We start from the raw sequence: 20,701 nt of genomic DNA, 5'->3' as shown, positions 1-20,701 counted from the left end.
TTGGTTATTTTAATTTACCGCAACACTGCTTATATTTATTACCTGAACCACAAGGACACGGCTCGTTACGGCCTACTTTAGGTTCTGCACGTTGTGTAACTACAGCACCTTCTGGTGTTTCGCCACCGATGTGCTCAGCTTCTTCGTGTTGGTATTCACGTGGCGCATTTTCGCTACGACGATGTTGCTCTTCAACTTTCTCAACATCTTCTTCAGCGCGAACTTGTACTTTACTTAAAATACCCACAACGTCGACTTTTAAGTTCTCTAGCATTTCAGAGAATAGCTCGAACGACTCGCGCTTGTACTCTTGCTTAGGATTCTTCTGTGCGTAACCACGTAAGTGGATACCTTGACGAAGGTGGTCCATCGCAGCCAAGTGATCTTTCCAATGTTGGTCTAGGCTTTGTAGCATAATCGCTTTTTCGAATTGACGTAGTACAGACTCGCCTACCATCTCTTCTTTTTGCTTGTATGCTTGCTCAACCGCTTCTTCGATACGCTCACGAAGTTTCTCTTCGTATAGTTTGCTATCATCAGCTAGCCATTGCGAAATTGGCAGCTCGATTAAGAAATCTTGTTTTAAGCGTTCTTCAAGACCTGGGATATCCCACATTTCAGCAAGGCTTTGCGGTGCAATATACTGGTCGATTGTACCGTTTAGCACATCGCCACGAATTGCAGTGATAGTTTCTGAAATATCGCCTTCTTCAAGTAGCTCATTACGTTGCGAGTAAACAACACGGCGTTGATCGTTCGCTACATCATCGTACTCAAGTAATTGCTTACGAACATCGAAGTTACGTGCCTCAACTTTACGTTGTGCGTTTTCGATTGCGCGGTTAACCCAAGGGTGCTCAATTGCTTCACCGCGTTGCATACCTAGTTTACGCATCATGTTAGTCATGCGCTCACCAGCGAAGATACGCATTAGCGCGTCGTCCATTGATAAGTAGAAACGGCTTGAACCCGCATCACCTTGACGACCAGAACGACCACGTAGCTGGTTATCGATACGACGAGACTCGTGACGTTCAGTACCAATGATGTGTAAACCACCCGCTTCGATTACTGCATCGTGGCGTTTTTGCCACTCATCTTTAATCGCTTTGATTTGTTCATCAGTTGGGTTTTCTAGCTTTTCAACTTCACTGTTCCAGTTACCACCTAACACGATATCGGTACCACGACCGGCCATGTTAGTTGCAATAGTTACTGTGCCAGGTAAACCTGCATCGGCAACAATGTCTGCTTCTTGCGCGTGGAACTTAGCATTAAGTACGTTGTGCTTAATTTTTTCTTTACGTAAGAACTGCGATAAGTACTCAGAACTTTCGATAGAGATAGTACCCACAAGTACCGGTTGACCACGCTCTTGACAATCTTTGATATCAGCAAGGATTGCTTCGTACTTTTCTTCTTGTGTTAGGTATACAAGGTCAGCACGATCGTCACGGATCATCGGTTTGTTAGTTGGCATTACTACTGTGTCTAGACCATAGATAGACTGGAACTCAAACGCTTCTGTGTCTGCTGTACCTGTCATACCCGCTAATGTGTCGTATAAACGGAAGTAGTTTTGGAATGTGATTGATGCCAATGTTTGGTTTTCGTTTTGAATGCGTACACCTTCTTTTGCTTCAACAGCTTGGTGTAAACCTTCTGACCAACGACGACCTTCCATTGTACGGCCTGTGTGCTCATCAACGATGATAACTTCGTTTTCTTTAACAACGTAATCAACGTCTTTTTGATAAAGCTTGTGAGCACGAAGTGCCGCATACACATGGCTTAATAATGTGATACTTGAAGCTGAGTAAAGTGAATCACCTTCTTGAATTAAGCCGCGCTCAATTAGTAGCTCTTCAACTTTAACTTGGCCGCGCTCTGTAAGGTGAACTTGCTTAGACTTCTCATCGATAGTGTAATCGCCGTCGCCTTCAACACCTTCTTCATCTTCTTTTTCTTGTAGTTCTAGGTCAGGCACAATTTTGTTGATTTCGATGTAAAGCTCAGAGCTGTCTTCAGCTGGGCCTGAGATAATCAGCGGCGTACGCGCTTCATCGATTAGGATTGAATCCACCTCATCCACTACGGCGTAGTAAAGTGGGCGTTGTACACGCTCTTCAATGCTAAATGCCATGTTATCGCGCAGATAATCAAAGCCAAATTCGTTATTAGTACCGTAAGTAATGTCGGCAGCATAAGCGATTTTCTTCTGCTGTGGCATCATGCCTGGTACGTTACAACCTACAGTTAAACCCAAGAATTCAAATAGTTCACGGTTAGTTTCGGCGTCACGTTTTGCAAGGTAGTCATTCACGGTAATTACGTGAACACCTTTACCTGTTAAACCACGAAGGTAGGCAGGTAATGTTGCTGTTAGTGTTTTACCTTCACCGGTACGCATTTCTGCGATGCGACCTTGGTGTAAAACCATACCACCTAGTAGCTGTACGTCGAAGTGACGCATGCCATTTACACGTTTAGATGCTTCACGTACCACAGCAAATGCTTCTGGTAAAATGTCATCTAGGCTTTGTCCGTTATCGTAACGCTCTCTAAATTCAGCTGTTTTTGCTTTTAAATCTTCATCAGAAAGCGCTTCTAATTGCTTTTCAAGCGCATTAATTAGAGCGACCGTCTTTCTTAGGTTTTTAATAGTGCGGTCATTGCGACTACCAAAAATCTTGGTAAATAAATTAGATATCATGATAAAACCGTTACAATATATTCTTTGTTAGCTAGTCATTAGCTAACCCACTTTCTTCAATTGATAATTAATATGCGCTTATGCTCATGATGTAGGGCATATTAATTAACAATTTATCAGTACGCTGTTCAAAACACCGCTTATTTCGTGCGCTATCATACCAGAGTCTGCGCAACATCAAACCTTCTGTTTATGAAGATATGGATTTTCAGCAAGAAAATTTAAAAATCAGCCATAATCTTTGATCTAACCCTACAAAAAGGGTGAAAACAAGATTACTGAATAGATATGGCGACAATCGAAATAAAATCAAGATCAGGGGAGTAAAAAGGCGATGCGATGGACGAAATTCAACTTTGTAAATGTAGGTGGTCATTTATGGCGACAATACATTACATCTCCTTCACCAATGACGCGCTAAAGCACGACCTACAAGATAACACGCGAAATAAATTTCACGCCTACATCAAAGACATTTAATCGCACAAAGAGGATAAGAGACGCTGCGCTTAAAAGAAAACAAAAAAGCACATTATCGCTTTCTCATTCTTTTCTCATTCACTTCTCTTTGTGCAAATATTTTCGCGCGAAATAAATTTCACGCCTACACCATAGGCGTCACGCTTGCTTGGCGCGTCTGACATACTGCGCCATTTCACCAACCTATGTCTGACTTACAAACAACACAATTCGGCTTCAAACTGACGGCTGAAAGCTGACGGCTTTACTTCTTTTTCCGCCCATGTTGTGCTAAACGCTCTAACTTGGCTTTTAATGAAGGCGGGGCATCTGCGGCAATGGCGCTGAGGTAATCAGCTGTTTGTTCGCTCATTTGACGTTTAGAAACAGACTTTTGCTCTGGCTTATTTGTTGCTGATAAGCGCTGTGTTGCCTGTGGGTTTGCGGTAATTTTAATTTGCCCAAGCTCTACCATGCCAGCGGCACGAAAATGCGAGAGCATATCCATTTTTAAATAATTTAAACGTAGTGCAATCGGTGCAGAAATTGCTTCAATCATCAAAGTACCGTCACGGTAATTACTTACCCGACATTTTTTCGAAAGCGTTTCACCTAAGAAGTCATCAAGAATGGTTTGTTGAGAAGACAAGCCTTGGGTTTTACCAGCATAAGATGCTAAGCGACCACTCAAGCCTGCCATAATATCGCCAACAGCCTTTGGCGCGTATCTATCTTTTGCCATTAATCGTCTACCTAAAAGGGTTAATCACCACAAAGAGAATATATCACCTACGTAAATATGAAGCTATTAGGTTCGGGGAACGAGATACAAGATGCGGTTTTGTACAAAGTGGTCATTTATGGCGACAAGATATTACGTACCTCTCATCAATGACGCGCTAAAGCAGGAACTACAAGAAAGCTCGCAAAATAAATTTCACGCCGACATCAAAGACACCTAATCGCACAAAGAGGCTAAGAGGCGCTTCGCTGAAGAGGAAGTAAAAAATGATCCTATGGTTCCCTCACTTTCTTCTTATTCTCTTCTCTTTGTTAAAATATTTTCGGCACTGAAGTACCTCCTACAAAATGGAATTTGGGGAAGACCCGAAAACAACATCGCTCGGCTTCAAACTGACAGCTCAACATCTAATAGCATAAAGAGGATAAGAGGCACTTCACTGAATAGGAAGTAAAAATGATCCTGTGGTTCCCTCATTTTCTTCTTATTCAATTCTCTTTGTGAAATAGACCTTCAACGAAATAAACTTCACGCCTTCAAATATCTCAATCCTGCCTCCATTGCCCTAAGAGTTATTTACCTCTATGCTGAAATTAGCTTCAAAAAGGAGAATATTATGCATATAAAACACCACGGAGCGGTGAAAGGCGTAACTGGGTCTTGCCACCAGCTATTTATTGATGACACAAATTCTGTACTTGTTGATTGTGGGCTATTTCAAGGGGAAGACAGTAAACAAGATCTAGCAATTGATTTTGATATCTCAACAGTTAAAGCGCTGATTGTTACACATTGCCACATAGACCATGTTGGTCGCATACCTTACTTACTTGCCGCAGGTTTTAAAGGCCCAATTTATACCTCGATTGCCACCGCAAAACTCTTACCTATGGTGATTGAAGATGCCTTAAAAGTAGGTGTAACTCGCGATGAAGCGGTGATCCGCACCTGCTTAAAGTTACTAAAACAGCAAATTATCTCTCTCGATTATAATACATGGTACTGCATTCCCGTAGGAGTTGGCTTAAGCCCCGAAAAAGCAACCTCAAGCAATCAAAACTCTTTATATAAAATTCGCCTGCAACGTGCTGGGCACATTTTAGGCTCTGCCTATGTTGAAATTGAACTGGGTAAAAGACCAAACACGCATAGAGTGGTATTTTCAGGTGATTTAGGTGCACCTTACACGCCATTGTTACCGACGCCAAAACCACCCTACCGTGCCGATACATTAGTTATTGAGTCCACCTATGGTGATAAAAACCATCAAGGCCGCAAAGAGCGCGTAGCCGTGCTTAAAAAAGTTATAGAACGTGCCGTAAGTGATAATGGCGTGGTACTCATACCGGCTTTTAGTATTGGCCGCACACAAGAATTGCTGTATGAATTTGAACAGCTTATTCATTTTGCACGTAAGCGCTCTATGTGGCATAAGCTGCAAATTATTGTTGATTCACCAATGGCAGCCAATTTCACAAATGAGTATTTACGCTTTAAAGCGCTGTGGGATAACGAAGCAAAAAAACGAGTAAAACAAGGCCGCCACCCGCTCGACTTCAACCAACTACACACTATTGATAGCCACCAAGAACACCTTGCATTAATAAACTTTTTAGCCTCGAAACAGCAGCCCGCAATAATCATAGCTGCCAGCGGAATGTGTAATGGCGGCAGAATAGTTAATTATCTAGAACGGTTTTTACCAGACAAAACAACCGATGTCATTTTTGTTGGTTACCAAGGACGAGGAACCTTAGGCCGAGATATTCAAAAATATGGCCACGCGGCGGATACGTCTTTATCGATAATCAAAAAGTAATGATTAAAGCACAAGTTCATACCATTAGCGGTTATAGCGCCCACGCAGATCAAAAAGGGTTAATAAATTTCGTTACTGGCATGCGCAAAAAGCCAAGTTTAATTAAAATTGTTCACGGAGACGAGCAAGCCAAACAAGCATTGGCTAATGAGCTTTGTACAAGATTAGCAACAGCAACAATTAAAATTCCGTAACACACATAAAAAAAGCCGCATAAATGCGGCTTTTAGATTTAATCCCTATTTAGGAACTAACAAAAATGGTTACTAACCACCAGTGCCACCTGAGCCGCCTGAGCCGCCTGAACCTGTAACTTCAGGACAAGTAAATTCAAAGTTTTGAGTTAAATCATCATCAGTTACATCGTTAAGCGAAATTGTGTTTGAACCTTCTAGAGGTAAACCACGGAAGTTAACAGTAACTTCATAATCTTCGCCTTCGCGTAGGTTGGTAAGCTGGAAGTTACCATCTGCATCTTTAAGCGCAGTACGTACAGCTTTACCATCACGCTTATAACGTACAGCAGAGTTAGTTACATCTACCGCTACGTCTGAGTCGTTAGCACATGAGCCAGTAATAGTTAAAGTTTTATTAACTAGAGTGTAAGGAGCTGCTAGAGCAAAGTCATTAACTGTACCACAAACTGCTACTTCGCCATCTGTTTCACCCCAGATAGCGCCGTCTCGGTCAAACACTACTACTGTTGCAGTAGCTTCAGAAGAGATGCCGTAACGCTTTAAGAAACCAGGAGGAACAACACGAGAAGTGCTACCAGCACCAACTCGAGACCATAAGAAACCATCAGCTGAGTACGCAGCAAGTGTTAAACCACCAGCAGGTACTGCATCACCAGTAAAGTTAACAGTTAAACCATCAGTACATACAGGAACAGACTTATTAACAGAGAACCAAGTTAAGTGGTCTGTTTCAAAGCTAACTGTACCCGTACCTTTAGTTACTGGGAACGTTTCTGGCATCCAGATACCAGTTTCTTCATCTAAAGAGCTAACGCTTAGTACTTCACCAGCATCTAGATCAGCTGGAGCAGCAAGTGTTACGTTTAGAGTGTCGCCAGCGAATTTTTTAACGCTATTACCGTCAACACTTAATGTAACGTTTGCTAAAGAAACAGGCACTGCAATGTTAGCACTGCTGTCATCGCTATTTAGACCTTCTGGTAAAACTAAGCTTTTAGTTTCAGTTGAAGGGTCAGTACCCAATACATTTAATGCTACTTCAGCACCTGTTACAGGTTGACCATCAGCGTCTTGTAAAGTAATACCTGTTGGCAATGTAGCTGAAGCTAAAGATGAACCTTCAGCAGATGCATCAGCTACGATTTCAGCTGTTGTAGTAGAGCCTGTAATGTCTGATGAAGTTGTAGTTGTAGATGCAAGACCTTCTTCGTCAGTAGGTGTTAGTAAAAATTGTGCAACTAATACGTCGTTATCGTCTTCGTTAGAAAGATTTAAGCTAAATGCTTTAGTAACAAAGCCTGGAGCTGAAACGATAGCAGTAACGCTGTCTGTTGAAGAACCACTTTTACGAGTAACAAGGAAGCTACCTTCATCGCCAACATCTAAAGTTTGAACTTGATTACCTTCAACATCAACGATGTTAGTTGAAAGAACGCCTGATTCTAAAAATTTGATTGTTGCATCACCGATAACATCAAATTCGTCATCATCGTTTGATTGAACAACAGAACCACTTACAACAAATGTAAGTGCCGCTGGAGTTTCTGGTGCAACGACAACAACACCACCATCGCCACCATCACCACCGTCATCTGGTACTGGTTTATTGTTATCATCATCGCTAAAACAACCTGTTAAAGCGAAAGCCGATGCTACTGATAACGCTAGTAGCGATTTTTTGTTAGTAAACATAGGGAGTCCTTCTATTCCTTTATCAACATTTGTAAATGAATTTACTCATTTTATAAAATAGTAGCGCGAACTTCCAAAAAGTATAGTCAGCACCATAATTTTTTTACAAATTAAAAACGAGGCATTAAAGCTCTTAAATTATCTAAAACACCCCATCAATAATATAGCTAAATTACCTAATTGTACAATACTTAACCCAACATAAATTGTTACCGATAAGTTAAATATGCCTCTTTTAATCTTGCAAGATTTTGGTATACATAATCACTAGACATACGCCCCTGATTAAGGAACGTACGGTAGGTGCTTATTGCACTTCCTGGAATAAAGCCTTGACTGAACACTAAACGGTTAGTGCTTTCACCAATCTCAGTACTCGCTGTATGCCTGTAAGATTCAGTGCCTTTAATTTGCCCAAATTTATAAGCTTTCATATCTTTTCGTGGTGAAAGTGGAATACTAAATGCCAAACCTGCTTTAGTCGTATTTGTATCTTCGTAATATACAGCTAAGTAGCTGTCACCAAACCAAAAACGGCTTTCTAGTTTATAGCCAGAATCTTCATACCAATAATTACCTGCTTGAGCATGTAAGGTAATGTCTTGTTCAACCCAGTTATATTGGTAGTTTAGTGCTTGGAATGTTTTGCTGCCGCGATAATCTTCGTATTTATACGAACCCAACTGAGCACTAATTCTGTGACGTCCTTCATCACTCAGCCAAGTTGTTTCGTTAGTGATACCTGTTAAATCGTAGCGTTCTTTTATAAAGCCAACTTGCGTTTGGTTATAAAAACCGAATGGCAGCTTAAATGTTTGGTAGAACATAGCTCTATCAAATTCAGTTTCTTGACGATAACGCCTAAATGGACCTCTCTCATCATAGTCGTCACTATTTTCAACATTAACTTGTCCACCTAAAATAACACCTGCACCTTTCCAAAGAGGCACATCGACATCTGCTCTAATTGCAATAGAATAGTCAAACACACCTAACTCAGTAGCGTACGTATTACTAATAGCAGGGCTCAATGTCAAACGCGGCTTAAAGTATGGGCTCGCCTGCGCTTTACCAGCCCATGTAACACCTTCGGGAATAACGGCTTTGTCTTGTTGAACATTTAAGTCAGGGCTAACGCCTTTTTCAATAAACAAACGATAATTGTCGATGTTGCCGCTAATTGCTAGTAATGGGATATCTGTTTTCGAAAGCTGAACGCTATAATGAGTAATTTCATTAACTATATTTTCGGCGATGCGACCAAGTACTACACCAATAGCGTCAATGTCGTTACGGTTAAACACTGAGTTTTCAAAGTTTACAAATACAGTAGTTGAGTTGTAACCAACAACCACGTTTTCAAAACCATCATTAATGAGCGCATCTTTCAATGTAATTGCTTGTTTGCTTAAGCTAGAACTAACAACTTTTTGTGAATTTTGTGTTTGACTTTGCTCAGCACTAGTAACGGTTAACGCATCAGGCTGTTCAGCTAGCTTGGGCGCTACTGACGTTTGAATAAAGCCTAAACCATAATCGTTTACTTTAGCCGCAGGTGTATTGCTTGTTGGGGCTACATAAGGTGCAGGCTTTACAGGCTCATAATTAGTTTTAGCTTCATCAGATAATGGTAGGGTAAAATTTACCCCCCAGTAGGTGTCTTTATCTTCAGAAAAGTCAGTACTGCTGTAAAAACGGCTAGTAAAGGTTATTTCACCAATATCATATAGCCACTTTTTAGGAATCGTTATACGTGCTGCTGCATTTACAGCTTCGGCATCATATTCGGTGAGTAAGCTAAACCACTCAAGCGGTTGCCACTCAATACCAGCAAATGCGCCATCCATTTCACCAGTAAGTCTATCACTTGAACCTAGGCCGGCACTAAAACGAAAATCCCATAATTCTTTTGATGTTACTGCATAAAACGTTTTATAGTTGTTAGCGGCACCACCTATATCTTTAGCACCTATAGCTACACTAAACCAGTCTTTAGGTATATAAGGTAGCTGATATTTTGCGTTGAACGATAAATCTCGGGTTTGCCCACGACCTTCGCTATAAAACAAATTATCGTGTATTGAGTTAGAGGATATTTGCCCACTAACTTCAAGACCTTCAAATAACCCTGCAGAGAATATGAAGTTATGGCCATCTAAATATCGCTGCCCTTTAAAATCTAATAAATTGTTATAGCCTATATCAACACTACCAGAGCTGAGCGCTTCTGCATTAGGAGTGTTTATCAACCCCGTATAACCAGAAAAAGACTGGTGGCTTTTTATTTCATCAGCGGCTATTGGCAAGCTAAGTGCGGCGGCACAGCTTAAAAACAATAAATTCAATTTTGGCATTAGGAAATCCGAGTTAAAGTTATAAGTTCCTTCATTGTTTTAAATATAACATCAGAAAACAAAAACAAGAAGCTATCAGCCAAACTAAACCTTTAAGGTAAAAAATAAATTGCTATGTTAAAACTAAAAAAGGTAAGAATTTACTTCTTACCCTTTTTTAAATATTTAGTTTTAAAAGTTATACCGCTTTTAAATGCCTTGTGTTTGGCGTAACCATTTCTGTTACAAATTCAGTAAACTCTGCGCCAAGTTTTTCATCGCGCATGCTGTACTCTACAATTGCTTTTAAATAACCTAGCTTGTCGCCACAGTCGTGAGCACGACCACTCATGTGAAATGCTTCAACAATTTCATGCTTCATTAACTCATCGATTGCGTCAGTTAATTGAATTTCGCCACCTGCACCAGCAGGGGTATTAGCAAGCAGCGGCCAAATAGCTTTAGATAACACATAACGCCCAACTACCGCTAAGTTAGAAGGAGCCTCTTCTGCTTTAGGCTTTTCGACCATGGTTTTAATAGGTGCACTTTCGCCCGCATTAATTTTAACGCCACCAATATCAGCAATACCATATTTATGAACACTTTCTTGTGGTACTGGCTCAAGCATAATTTGGCTTGCTTTAACCTCTTTAAAGCGTTTTATCATTGCGGCAACGTTTTCGTTTTTTTGATCAGCAGTATAGCTATCTAAAATAACATCGGGCAGTACTACAACAAAGTCGTCATCACCTACAATTGGTTTAGCACACATTACCGCATGACCTAAGCCCATAGCCTCGCCTTGACGAACATGCATAATGGTTACATCGTCTGGGCAGATAGAATGAACTTCTTCAAGTAGGGTACGCTTTACGCGCTTTTCAAGCGTTGCTTCAAGCTCAAAGCTGGTATCAAAATGGTTTTCTATGGCATTTTTAGAGCTATGGGTAACCAATACAACTTCTTTAATACCGGCCGCTACACACTCATTAACAATGTATTGAATAAGAGGTTTATCAACTAAAGGCAGCATTTCTTTAGGAATTGCTTTAGTCATAGGTAACATACGAGTACCAAGGCCCGCTACAGGAATAACAGCTTTCATAATTAGTCCCTTATTTAACGATTTAATATTAAGTAAGGACAAACTAACAGTACCAAAGTAGATACAAGCTGAATGGTTTTTAATTTAACTTTTCGTTAAAAACGAATATTTAGAAGAGATTATGAGACGCTGCACTTTAGAGTGAAACTGAGTATTTTTGGTTTACTCTTTTACGTCTCATTCATTTCTTTTTTGTGCAAATATTTTCGCACGTAATAAATTTCACGCCTACATCAAGACATTTTATTGCACAAAAAGTATAAGAGGCGCTGCGTTAAAGAGAAAACCAGTAAGTTTTTCCTCATTTATTCTCACTTTCTTCTCTTTGTGAATAGGCTTTCGAGCGAAATAAATTTCACGCCTACATAGCCTTAGGCACCGCGATTGCTAGGTGTGTTCTTAATGCCACACAATGCGAAGCAATTATTTATTATAAAAACCTTTATACCAGCTGATTAACTCAGCCACGCCTTGCTCTACCCCAACCGCTGGTTTATACCCGGTTGCTGCAAATAAGTCTTGTGTATCGGCATAGGTTTTATAAACATCACCGGCTTGCATTTCGCGAAAGTTCTTTTTCGCTTCAATATCTAATTCAGACTCAATGGCCTCAATAAATTTCATTAAATTAATAGGGCTGCCATGACCAATATTATAAACCTTAAATGGCGCAGAACTTGATGCAGGCGAGCCTGTTTCTACTTTCCAATTTTCATCACGTTCAGGCACTACATCTGCTGCACGTACAACACCTTCGACAATATCGTCAATGTAGGTAAAGTCACGCCACATATCGCCATTGTTATTTATATCGATGGTATCGCCATCAAGCATTTTTTTAGTAAAAATAAACGGCGCCATATCTGGGCGACCCCACGGTCATAAACTGTAAAAAAGCGTAAGCCTGTGGTCGGCAAGTTATACAAGTGTGAATAACTGTGCGCCATAAGTTCATTGGCTTTTTTTGTCGCAGCATAAAACGAAACAGGGTGTTCAACGCTGTCGGTGGTTTCAAATGGTGTTTTTTCGTTTAGTCCATAAACAGAACTAGACGAAGCATAAACTAAATGCGCAACTTTATTATGCCTACATCCTTCTAAAACATTTAAATGCCCCACTAAGTTTGAGTCAGCGTAGGCATCTGGGTTTTCAATTGAATAACGCACACCGGCTTGAGCTGCTAAATGAATTACACGGTCAAATTGCTCGCGGGCAAACAACTCAGCCATTGCGGCTCTATCTGCAATATCTAACTTGATAAAAGTAAAATTTTCGTTCTGTTCAAACTGAGCCAGACGCGCATGCTTTAAATTTACATCGTAATAATCATTTAAATTATCAACACCAACAACAACATGACCTTGCGCTAGTAATTTTTGACTTGTAGCTGCACCAATAAAACCTGCAGCACCAGTAACTAAATATTTCATTATATTCCTATCTTATTGAGCCCGTAGGCTGCCAATTCATTTGACTTAATGAGAGTTAAGAGCGGCTTCATAGAGAAATCAAATGTTCACAAAGAGATAATGAGGCGCTTAGCTTTAGAGAAAACAAAAAAGCACTATTATCACTTCCTCATTCTCTTTTCATTCTTTCCTCTTTGTGAAAACATTTTCGCGCGAAATATATTTCATGCCTACGCTGCCATCAACCACCTCTGCAGCGAATATACAAATTCGGCTCAAACTGAAAGCTGACAGCTATTTCGGCTTAATCACTACCAAATAAATCACGTGTATAAACTTTTTCTGCAACATCTTGTAACTCTTCAGCCATACGGTTCGAAATGATTACATCAGATGTTTGTTTAAGCTCATCTAGCGATTTAATAACACGAGAATTAAAGAATGAATCCTCTTGTAAACTTGGTTCATAAATAACAACTTCAATGCCTTTTGCTTTTATGCGTTTCATTACACCTTGAATAGCAGAAGCTCTAAAGTTATCTGAACCAGACTTCATTACTAAGCGATAAATACCAACAACTTTAGGGCTTCGGGCAATAATAGAATTAGCAATAAAGTCTTTACGGGTAGTATTAGCATCAACAATTGCGCGGATCATATTGTTAGGTACATCTTGGTAATTTGCTAAAAGCTGTTTGGTATCTTTAGGTAAGCAATAACCACCGTAACCAAATGAAGGGTTATTATAATGCTTACCGATACGCGGGTCTAAACCAACACCTTGAATGATCTGCTTTGCATCTAAACCATGATTTTCAGCGTAGCTGTCTAGCTCGTTAAAATAAGCAACGCGCATTGCAAGGTAGGTGTTAGAAAAAAGCTTAATTGCTTCTGCTTCAGTAGAGTCTGTAAACAGCACCTCAATATTTTGCTTTACTGCACCTTGTGCTAATAAATTAGCGAAAACTTGTGCGCGCTCACTTTGCTCACCCACAATAATACGTGACGGGTGCAAATTATCGTAAAGCGCTTTACCTTCACGCAAAAACTCTGGCGAAAAAATAATATTACTGGTATTAAAGCTTTCTTTAATCGATTTTGTATAACCAACAGGAACCGTAGACTTAATAACCATAGTTGCATTTGGGTTAATTGCTAAAACGTCAGCAACTACCGATTCAACAGAACGCGTATTAAAATAATTGGTTTCTGGGTCGTAATCTGTAGGGGTAGCAATTACAACAAATTCAGCATCTTTAAGTGCCAGTGCTTTATCTGCTGTAGCAGTAAAATTAAGTGATTTATTTTGTAAAAAATCACTAATTTCAGTATCAACAATAGGAGACTGCTTATCTTTTAAAAGTGCAACTTTGTTTTCGTCTATATCAACAGCAATAACTTGATTGTGCTGCGCGAGTAATAGCGCGTTTGATAAACCAACATAACCTGTACCAAATACGGCAATTTTCATTAAGTTACCTTCAAAACTAGGGGGTTTAAGTAATTTTAGCACTTTGTGTTTTATACAGTTAATAGATTTGATACTTAAAAACACTAAAATACAAAAAGCAGCTTAGTCTTTAAGCTAAGCTGCTTGATCAATGTTCAACAATTAATGTTGCTTAACCTTGTAGGTTTACAACTTTATTGGTAGGGGCTGAGCTGGAGTTTTTGTAGATTTTTTTAGCATTCCAAACAAGGTCGCAAATACCATCTGTTGGGTTAAAGCCAGTAGGCGCATCAAGTAAAAGCTGCCTAATGATTTCGTGATCAAAGTTATGACAGGCTACATCAAGCGCTTCTAAAAATACATTAAGCTCGGCCAAAGGTAACATTACTTCGTTGGTCGTCATGATACGCTCATGTGATGTTTCGCCAACGTTATCGCCTATAAGTAACTCTTCGTATAGTTTTTCGCCGGGCCTCAAACCTGTACATACAATCTCTATATCGCCATGAGGGTTATTTTTGTCTTTTACTTCAAAACCAGATAAGCGAATCATCTTGCTTGCAAGGTCTTTTATTTTAACCGACTCACCCATATCGAGCACAAATACATCACCGCCTTTGCCCATTGCACCAGCTTGTATAACAAGTTGGGCGGCCTCAGGTATTGTCATAAAAAAGCGCGTAATATCTTGATGGGTTAAAGTAATTGGGCCACCTTCGCGTATTTGCCTACGAAACAGCGGTACAACAGAACCACTCGAGCCCAATACATTACCAAATCGAACCATACAAAAACGAGTATTATGGCCTTTACCTTTATTTTGCGCCAACCCTTGTAAACAAAGCTCTGCCATACGCTTAGTTGCACCCATAACATTTGTTGGGCGTACCGCCTTATCGGTAGATATAAGTACAAAAGTTTCAACTTTAGCATTTACAGCAGCCTTTGCTGTATAGTAAGTTCCAAATACGTTATTACGTACCCCTTCAACAACGTTATGCTCAACAAGGGGTACATGTTTATAAGCAGCTGCGTGGTAAACCGTTTGTACACCAAATGCCATCATTACTGTTTCAATACGGTTTATACGCTGTACAGAGCCCATTATAGGGATCAGCTCTACATCAAGTTGGTTATTTGTAACGTATTCAGCAAGCTCTTTTTCTATTGAATATAAGCCATATTCACTTAGTTCAAATAGTACAAGCTTAGTTGGCTTTTGCTTTACAATTTGTCTACATAGCTCAGAGCCAATTGAGCCGCCAGCACCAGTAACCATAACGACTTTATTTTTAATGTTTGCAGACAATAGGTGTGGCTTAGGGGCAACACAATCGCGGCCTAATAAGTCTTCTATTTCAACATCTCTAAATTCAGAAAGCTTTGCTTTACCTTCAATTACATCAGCCATACCTGGTATAGAGAGCACTTTAATCGAAAGCGGCTCAAGCTGGGCAAGTATCTCTTTTCGGCGAGCCCTGCTCTCGCTTGGCATTGCTAATAAAACTTTGGTTGCTTTTCCTTTGTTTATTAGGTCATAAATATCTTTAAACGCAATTACAGGAATACCCTGAATAATAGAGCCTTGCTTTGTTTCGTCATCATCAATAAAGGCACGGACAAAATACTCAGGTCCAGCCCCTAACGCAGTAGCAAGCTGCCTACCAGATGAACCCGCACCGTAAATAATAACCGACTCTTTATTTGCCGTAGTTAACTTGCCTATCATGGCGCGTACAACAATTCGCGCACCACCAACGGTTAATAAACATAACCAAGCAAAAATAAACGGCATAGTACGTGGTATTTCAACACCAATAAAAAAGGCAAGAAGAACCAAAACGACTGTACTAATAATTGTACCTAATACAATTGCCCACAATGCCTGAGAGTTCATATAGCGCAACACAGCACGATATAAACCTAAGTTAATAAACGTGAATAATGCGGTAGGTACAAGAAAAGCAAGTAACATCCAATTATCAAGCTTACTAAGAGGGACATACTATCTAGTCTAACAATAAGTGCTAGCCAAAACGCCGACATAATAAATAGCGAGTCAATAAACAACGTAATGATACGCTTTGTGGCACGTGATGAATTTAATATAGAGCGAATAAAATTATCCACAACAAGTTCCCTGTCTTGTTTTTGTCAATAAGATACCAACCTAAGCTTACAGCTAGCTTAACGATTGTTAAATTTTTATGAATTATAGCCGAAATAAATGAACCTAACCATCAAACTAATACAATAATACTAGTGCATGATTTTTAAAGAGTTATTGAAGATAAAAAGTCTAGGCCTTAGTTTCTCTAACGCCTAGCATCTTTATTAAAGGTTATATTTTCACTTATTCGCCAACTCAAACACAGCTTTCATAACCTGAGTTGTTTTTAGTATTTCAGCTTCAGTTAAAGTCGGGTGTACTAAAAACATAATTGAGGTTTCACCTAACTCTACGGCATTAGGCAAACGCTTGGTAGGCCGCCATGGTGTGTTATCAAATGCTTTTTCTAAATACACCTCAGAACAACTACCTTGAAAGCAAGGTACGCCACGGGCAACAATTTCGTTTACAATACGGTCGCGGTCCCAACCTTCAGCTAAGCATTCAGGTTTAATAAACATGTAATGCTTATATTCTGCATGCTCAATGTGTTCCGGTACTGATACTAAGCGAATACAATCAAATCCACTTGCAGCTTGGTCTAACTGTGCACCATAAGCATTGCGTTTTGCTGTCCAATCGCTCATGCGAGTTAACTGAATACGGCCAATAACAGCTTGCATTTCAGTCATACGCCAGTTAGTACCAAAGCTTTCGTGCAACCATCTAAAGCCTGGTGGGTGCTCACGGTTATATATTGCGTCAAAGCTTTTTCCATGATTCTTTATAGCTCCACATTTTACTCCATAACTCTTTAGAGTTTGTGGTAACCATGCCGCCTTCGCCACCCGTAGTCATTATTTTATCTTGGCAGAAACTCCATGCACCTACATGGCCAATACTACCAACAGACTTACCTTTATATTTAGCACCGTGCGCTTGCGCGCAATCTTCAATTACATAAAAACCATGCTGTTCACTGAGCGCCATTATGGCATCCATTTCTGCAGGCATACCCGCTAGATGCACAACAATAACGGCTTTCGTTTTAGGCGTTAGCACCGCTTTAATAGACTCGGCTGTAATCGCTTGGCTATTTAAGTCAACATCGGCAAATACAGGAGTTGCACCTGCAGTCACAATACTACTTGCAGAAGCTAAAAACGTACGCGGAGTAGTAATTACTTCATCACCTTCACCTACATTTAATGCTTTTAATGCAATGTCTAAAGCTAATGTGCCATTACCCAAGGCCACGGCATATTTACTATCGGCCCAAGCTGCAAACTCCTTCTCGAATTCACGGCCTTCTGTACCGGTCCAATAATTAACTTTATTTGATAAAACAACGCGGCTTACCGCATCGGCCTCTTCCTGAGTAAAACTAGGCCAAGGAGAAAAAGGGGTGTTTAACATTTAAATTGAATCCATTTAAGAGCGATCATTTACTATTTTATCGCTTTTAACTACGACTGCTGGCGAACCAAAAGCAGTTACATTTGCAGGCAAGTTTTTAACGACTACACTACCTGCACCTACGAAGGTGTAATCACCTACTGATATTAATTGAATAACATGACTGCCAATACCAATCCAGCAGCATTCACCAATAGTAACAGCACCAGCCAAAGCTGTATTCGGACAAATATGCGAATACTTACCTATTTTAGTATCGTGCTCAATAACTGCTGATGTATTTATTATGCAACCATGGCCTATTTCTGCAAAGGCATTAATGACTGCACCAGTCAATACTACAGTACCCTCTGCTACTTTTGCGTACTGACTTACAGTTGCGGAGGGATGTATTAACCTAGCTAAATCAAAACCGAATTGCTTTAGCTCATTACATTTTTGTTTTCGAACTACGTTGTTGCCAATTGCAACAATCACCTCAACATTTTCGACTTTACAAGCTAATAAGTCGTTAAAAGTACCGACTATATCCCAGTGCTCTAGTTGTGTTTTTGTTGGGTAAGCATCATCATAAAAATTAACTTCGTAACCTAGTTGCTCAGCCAAATCGGCAACTACTTTACCGTGCCCACTTGCTCCTAAAATAGCTAATTTTTTAATTTGGTTATTCATTCTTTGTGCCTTTAAAAGGCTCTATAGTTACATGACCGTCTGCACTAATACCTTCTCGAACAAATACTTTTTTAACCGTTAAAAATAGTATTTTTAAATCGAGCCAAAAGCTTTGGTTATCAACGTACCATACATCGAGCTTAAATTTGTCCTCCCAACTAATGGCATTACGACCATTTACTTGCGCCCAACCAGTAATACCAGGGCGAACATTATGGCGGCGAGCTTGCTCGGTACTATAAAGTGGTAGATATTGCACCAACAATGGCCTTGATCCTACTAAGCTCATATCGCCCTTGAGTACATTAAATAGCCCAGGTAACTCGTCAAGGCTAGTGGAACGTAAAAAAGCGCCAAATTTGGTCATTCGCTCATTGTCAGGTAATAAATTACCATGCTTATCTTTACCATCGAGCATGGTCCTAAACTTCATCATTTTAAATACAGTGCCATTGAGACCTGGGCGGTCTTGTGTGAACAAGATAGGCGAGCCTAATTTAAAGCGGATCAGTAAAGCAACAATAAAAATAACAGGTAACAAAGTTAACAAAGTACAAAAAGCTACTATAAAGTCAAAAGCTCGCTTCATTTTACGGCTCCAGTTACCCATATTACCCATTTATCAGCAAGGTTATGGCGATTAAACTCTTGCTTCGCCAGCATTTGCGCTCTATTGCCCATTTCTGGTAATAAGTTTTTATTATCTGCAGCATGTTCAAGTGCATCTGCGAATGCCTGTGGGTTCTCAGGTTCAACTGAGTACCCACAGTTGTGTTGTTTAATCATGCTAGCAAGCCAACCTGGGTAATTATTTAAAACGGGTAGGCCTGCTGAAATATAATCAAAAAACTTATTGGGTGATGTACCAAAGTAAAAAGCAGGTACGTTAGCAAGTAGCTGCATGCCAATATCTGCACCCTTCATTAATTCTGCAAGTTTTGCTTTATTAACTGGTGAATGAAAAATTACATTGTCCAATTGTTCTTCATTAGCACGCAGCTGTAATTGCTCTTTTAACTTTCCTTGGCCAACTAAAACTAACTTAATATCAAGGCGGCCACGCTTTTTCAACTCAACAGCAGCATCTAACGCAGCATCTAAACCATTAGCCATACCATGTGTGCCCGTAAAAATAGCCATTAGCTCATTTTCAGCAACACCTTCTGGTCTCCACGCGTTAGTCTCATTTGCAAAAATATTTAAATCACAGCCATTTGGTACTAACTCTATTTTGCTTGCTTTAACCCCTCGTTTTTTTATACCTTCAACGATACCCGGCGATAAACCAATACAACGATGCGCTGAACGATAAGAGCACCATTCTAAAATAGACATTGCAGCTAACACTAGCGGGTTTGTGATTACCCCCATCTCTTTTGGTAACTCAGGCCATAAATCACGAACCTCAAATACAAAAGGCTTGCCTCTAAGCCAGCGCGCAAATATTCCAGGTATACCAGCAGTTAAAGGCGTTGTTGTTGCAAAAACCACATCGTATTTATGCGTTAACGCAATCCCAATACTTTTTAAAGCAAACTTTAAAAAAGTACCAGCTCGCTTTATTAACCCATCAGCATTTGAATAAGCTAAATCAAATTCTATAATATGAATACCATCAACCACACCTTCCCTGCGCCCTTTAATAAAATCTAGGGTTAAGCCAGTTTCACCTCCTCCATAACTACCACAAACCATAGTAACTTGGTGCCCATGCTTCAGTAAACGCTGTACCATTTCATATGACCGTATACCTGTAGAACCACTGGGAGTGGAAAAGTGCTGGTGAAAATATAAGACTTCCATTACTTCACACCAAGTTTTTCGGGGGCGATATAGCTTAAAACTTCAGCAAATTTTGAGCTCCAAAAATCCTTATAATTAAAGCTCTTTAACTCCATTTTTTCTATTTCCTTAATTGCATCAACAATATAATTACTATTACTGCCATCATCAGCTAAGATAACTTTATTAGGGTAATCTGCTAAAATTTCAATTATTGTAGGATTGTTACCAGCAATAATTGCTGAGCCTCTAGCCATTGCATGATATAGGCGGTTCGGTTCGCAGTACTTCTGATTCAGTGAGTTACTTTTATAAGTAACAATTGTAAATTTTGAATGATCTAAACAATAGCTAATCTCCTCTAAAGATAAAGAGCCTAAGCTATAGACAACAGACTTGTCATCAATTGTCGCACTAGAGCCTGCATGCAGAGCTTTATAACCAGAAATTTTTAGTGCCTCTAAAATCTGATAGCCACATCTTTGTGGTATCATTGAATTTTGCAAAAAAACAACCTTACCATTCTCATTATAAGGCAAATTAATTGGCTTCACGGCTTCTAACTCAGATTGTTCAGGGAGATTTGGCATAATTAAAGCTCTATCATGAAAAAAGTTTAATTTTTTCTCTAAGTAATCTTTACGAGAGTTGTTGCAATGTATGTTTATAAAGACGCGAGAATAAGCTTTCTTAAAAATAGCACTAAAAAACTTACTTTGTAGCAACCATGATGGCGGCAGCTCATGATGATCCCAAACAATTTTCCCCCCAGAATAAGAGAGTAATAACACTAAGGGAA

General features: G+C 39.7%; 10 protein-coding genes and 4 pseudogenes. 1 reads left to right on the top strand and 13 read right to left on the bottom strand.

Annotated features, from left to right (window positions below):
• Nucleotides 1–4 precede the first annotated feature (4 nt).
• Together secA and ACRWSG_RS10885 are read right to left on the bottom strand one after the other, a co-directional pair.
• The gene (secA, locus tag ACRWSG_RS10890; protein WP_462166269.1) at nucleotides 5–2,713 is read right to left on the bottom strand and encodes a preprotein translocase subunit SecA; all 2,709 of its coding nucleotides are present in this window, start codon (nucleotides 2,711–2,713) and stop codon (nucleotides 5–7) included.
• A gap of 724 nt (nucleotides 2,714–3,437) precedes the next feature.
• Entirely contained in the window at nucleotides 3,438–3,914 is a 477-nt protein-coding gene (locus tag ACRWSG_RS10885) for a DUF721 domain-containing protein (RefSeq protein ID WP_462166268.1), read from the bottom strand.
• Nucleotides 3,915–4,530: 616 nt separating this feature from the next.
• Between ACRWSG_RS10885 and ACRWSG_RS10880 the strand changes: the two are divergent.
• Nucleotides 4,531–5,927, top strand: a pseudogene (locus ACRWSG_RS10880) (MBL fold metallo-hydrolase RNA specificity domain-containing protein).
• 72 nt (nucleotides 5,928–5,999) lie between these two features.
• On the opposite strand, the gene ACRWSG_RS10875 reads toward ACRWSG_RS10880, so the two are convergent.
• The 11 genes and pseudogenes from ACRWSG_RS10875 to ACRWSG_RS10825 form a co-directional block, all read right to left on the bottom strand.
• Nucleotides 6,000–7,622, bottom strand: a complete 1,623-nt coding sequence (locus ACRWSG_RS10875) for a hypothetical protein (RefSeq protein ID WP_462166267.1) — start codon at nucleotides 7,620–7,622, stop codon at nucleotides 6,000–6,002.
• Nucleotides 7,623–7,831: 209 nt separating this feature from the next.
• Nucleotides 7,832–9,976: a YjbH domain-containing protein gene (locus ACRWSG_RS10870; RefSeq protein WP_462166266.1), complete on the bottom strand. Its 2,145-nt coding sequence runs from the start codon at nucleotides 9,974–9,976 to the stop codon at nucleotides 7,832–7,834.
• Between the two features lie 178 nt (nucleotides 9,977–10,154).
• Complete coding sequence (gene galU / locus ACRWSG_RS10865; protein WP_462166265.1) at nucleotides 10,155–11,063, bottom strand: UTP--glucose-1-phosphate uridylyltransferase GalU; 909 nt, start codon at nucleotides 11,061–11,063, stop codon at nucleotides 10,155–10,157.
• A 423-nt stretch (nucleotides 11,064–11,486) separates the two neighbouring features.
• Nucleotides 11,487–12,493 (bottom strand): annotated as a pseudogene (locus ACRWSG_RS10860) (NAD-dependent epimerase).
• Between the two features lie 283 nt (nucleotides 12,494–12,776).
• Complete coding sequence (locus ACRWSG_RS10855; protein WP_462166264.1) at nucleotides 12,777–13,943, bottom strand: nucleotide sugar dehydrogenase; 1,167 nt, start codon at nucleotides 13,941–13,943, stop codon at nucleotides 12,777–12,779.
• Nucleotides 13,944–14,094: 151 nt separating this feature from the next.
• Nucleotides 14,095–16,052 (bottom strand): annotated as a pseudogene (locus ACRWSG_RS10850) (polysaccharide biosynthesis protein).
• 219 nt (nucleotides 16,053–16,271) lie between these two features.
• Nucleotides 16,272–17,448, bottom strand: a pseudogene (locus ACRWSG_RS10845) (DegT/DnrJ/EryC1/StrS family aminotransferase).
• A 15-nt stretch (nucleotides 17,449–17,463) separates the two neighbouring features.
• Nucleotides 17,464–18,120, bottom strand: a complete 657-nt coding sequence (locus ACRWSG_RS10840) for an acetyltransferase (protein ID WP_462166263.1) — start codon at nucleotides 18,118–18,120, stop codon at nucleotides 17,464–17,466.
• On the bottom strand, nucleotides 18,113–18,709 hold the full coding sequence (locus ACRWSG_RS10835) for a sugar transferase (RefSeq protein WP_462166262.1): 597 nt from the start codon (nucleotides 18,707–18,709) through the stop codon (nucleotides 18,113–18,115). The genes ACRWSG_RS10840 and ACRWSG_RS10835 overlap by 8 nt, the downstream gene beginning before the upstream one ends.
• The gene (locus ACRWSG_RS10830) at nucleotides 18,706–19,923 is read right to left on the bottom strand and encodes a glycosyltransferase family 4 protein (protein ID WP_462166261.1); all 1,218 of its coding nucleotides are present in this window, start codon (nucleotides 19,921–19,923) and stop codon (nucleotides 18,706–18,708) included. The genes ACRWSG_RS10835 and ACRWSG_RS10830 overlap by 4 nt, the downstream gene beginning before the upstream one ends.
• On the bottom strand, nucleotides 19,923–20,693 hold the full coding sequence (locus ACRWSG_RS10825) for a hypothetical protein (protein ID WP_462166260.1): 771 nt from the start codon (nucleotides 20,691–20,693) through the stop codon (nucleotides 19,923–19,925). The genes ACRWSG_RS10830 and ACRWSG_RS10825 overlap by 1 nt, the downstream gene beginning before the upstream one ends.
• Between the last annotated feature and the right edge of the window lie 8 nt (nucleotides 20,694–20,701).

The organism is Pseudoalteromonas sp. GB43 (assembly GCF_054923805.1).
Note: the sequence above shows the minus strand (reverse complement) of the source record. Positions and strands in the feature narration are given on the sequence as shown.

What these genes read in the sequence shown, in the direction of transcription:
- ACRWSG_RS10840 (WP_462166263.1), bottom strand. Translation starts at nt 18,120, where the DNA reads ATGAATAACCAAATTAAAAAATTAGCTATTTTAGGAGCAAGTGGGCAC.
- galU (WP_462166265.1), bottom strand. Translation starts at nt 11,063, where the DNA reads ATGAAAGCTGTTATTCCTGTAGCGGGCCTTGGTACTCGTATGTTACCT.
- secA (WP_462166269.1), bottom strand. Translation starts at nt 2,713, where the DNA reads ATGATATCTAATTTATTTACCAAGATTTTTGGTAGTCGCAATGACCGC.
- ACRWSG_RS10875 (WP_462166267.1), bottom strand. Translation starts at nt 7,622, where the DNA reads ATGTTTACTAACAAAAAATCGCTACTAGCGTTATCAGTAGCATCGGCT.
- ACRWSG_RS10870 (WP_462166266.1), bottom strand. Translation starts at nt 9,976, where the DNA reads ATGCCAAAATTGAATTTATTGTTTTTAAGCTGTGCCGCCGCACTTAGC.
- ACRWSG_RS10885 (WP_462166268.1), bottom strand. Translation starts at nt 3,914, where the DNA reads ATGGCAAAAGATAGATACGCGCCAAAGGCTGTTGGCGATATTATGGCA.
- ACRWSG_RS10855 (WP_462166264.1), bottom strand. Translation starts at nt 13,943, where the DNA reads ATGAAAATTGCCGTATTTGGTACAGGTTATGTTGGTTTATCAAACGCG.
- ACRWSG_RS10830 (WP_462166261.1), bottom strand. Translation starts at nt 19,923, where the DNA reads ATGGAAGTCTTATATTTTCACCAGCACTTTTCCACTCCCAGTGGTTCT.
- ACRWSG_RS10835 (WP_462166262.1), bottom strand. Translation starts at nt 18,709, where the DNA reads ATGAAGCGAGCTTTTGACTTTATAGTAGCTTTTTGTACTTTGTTAACT.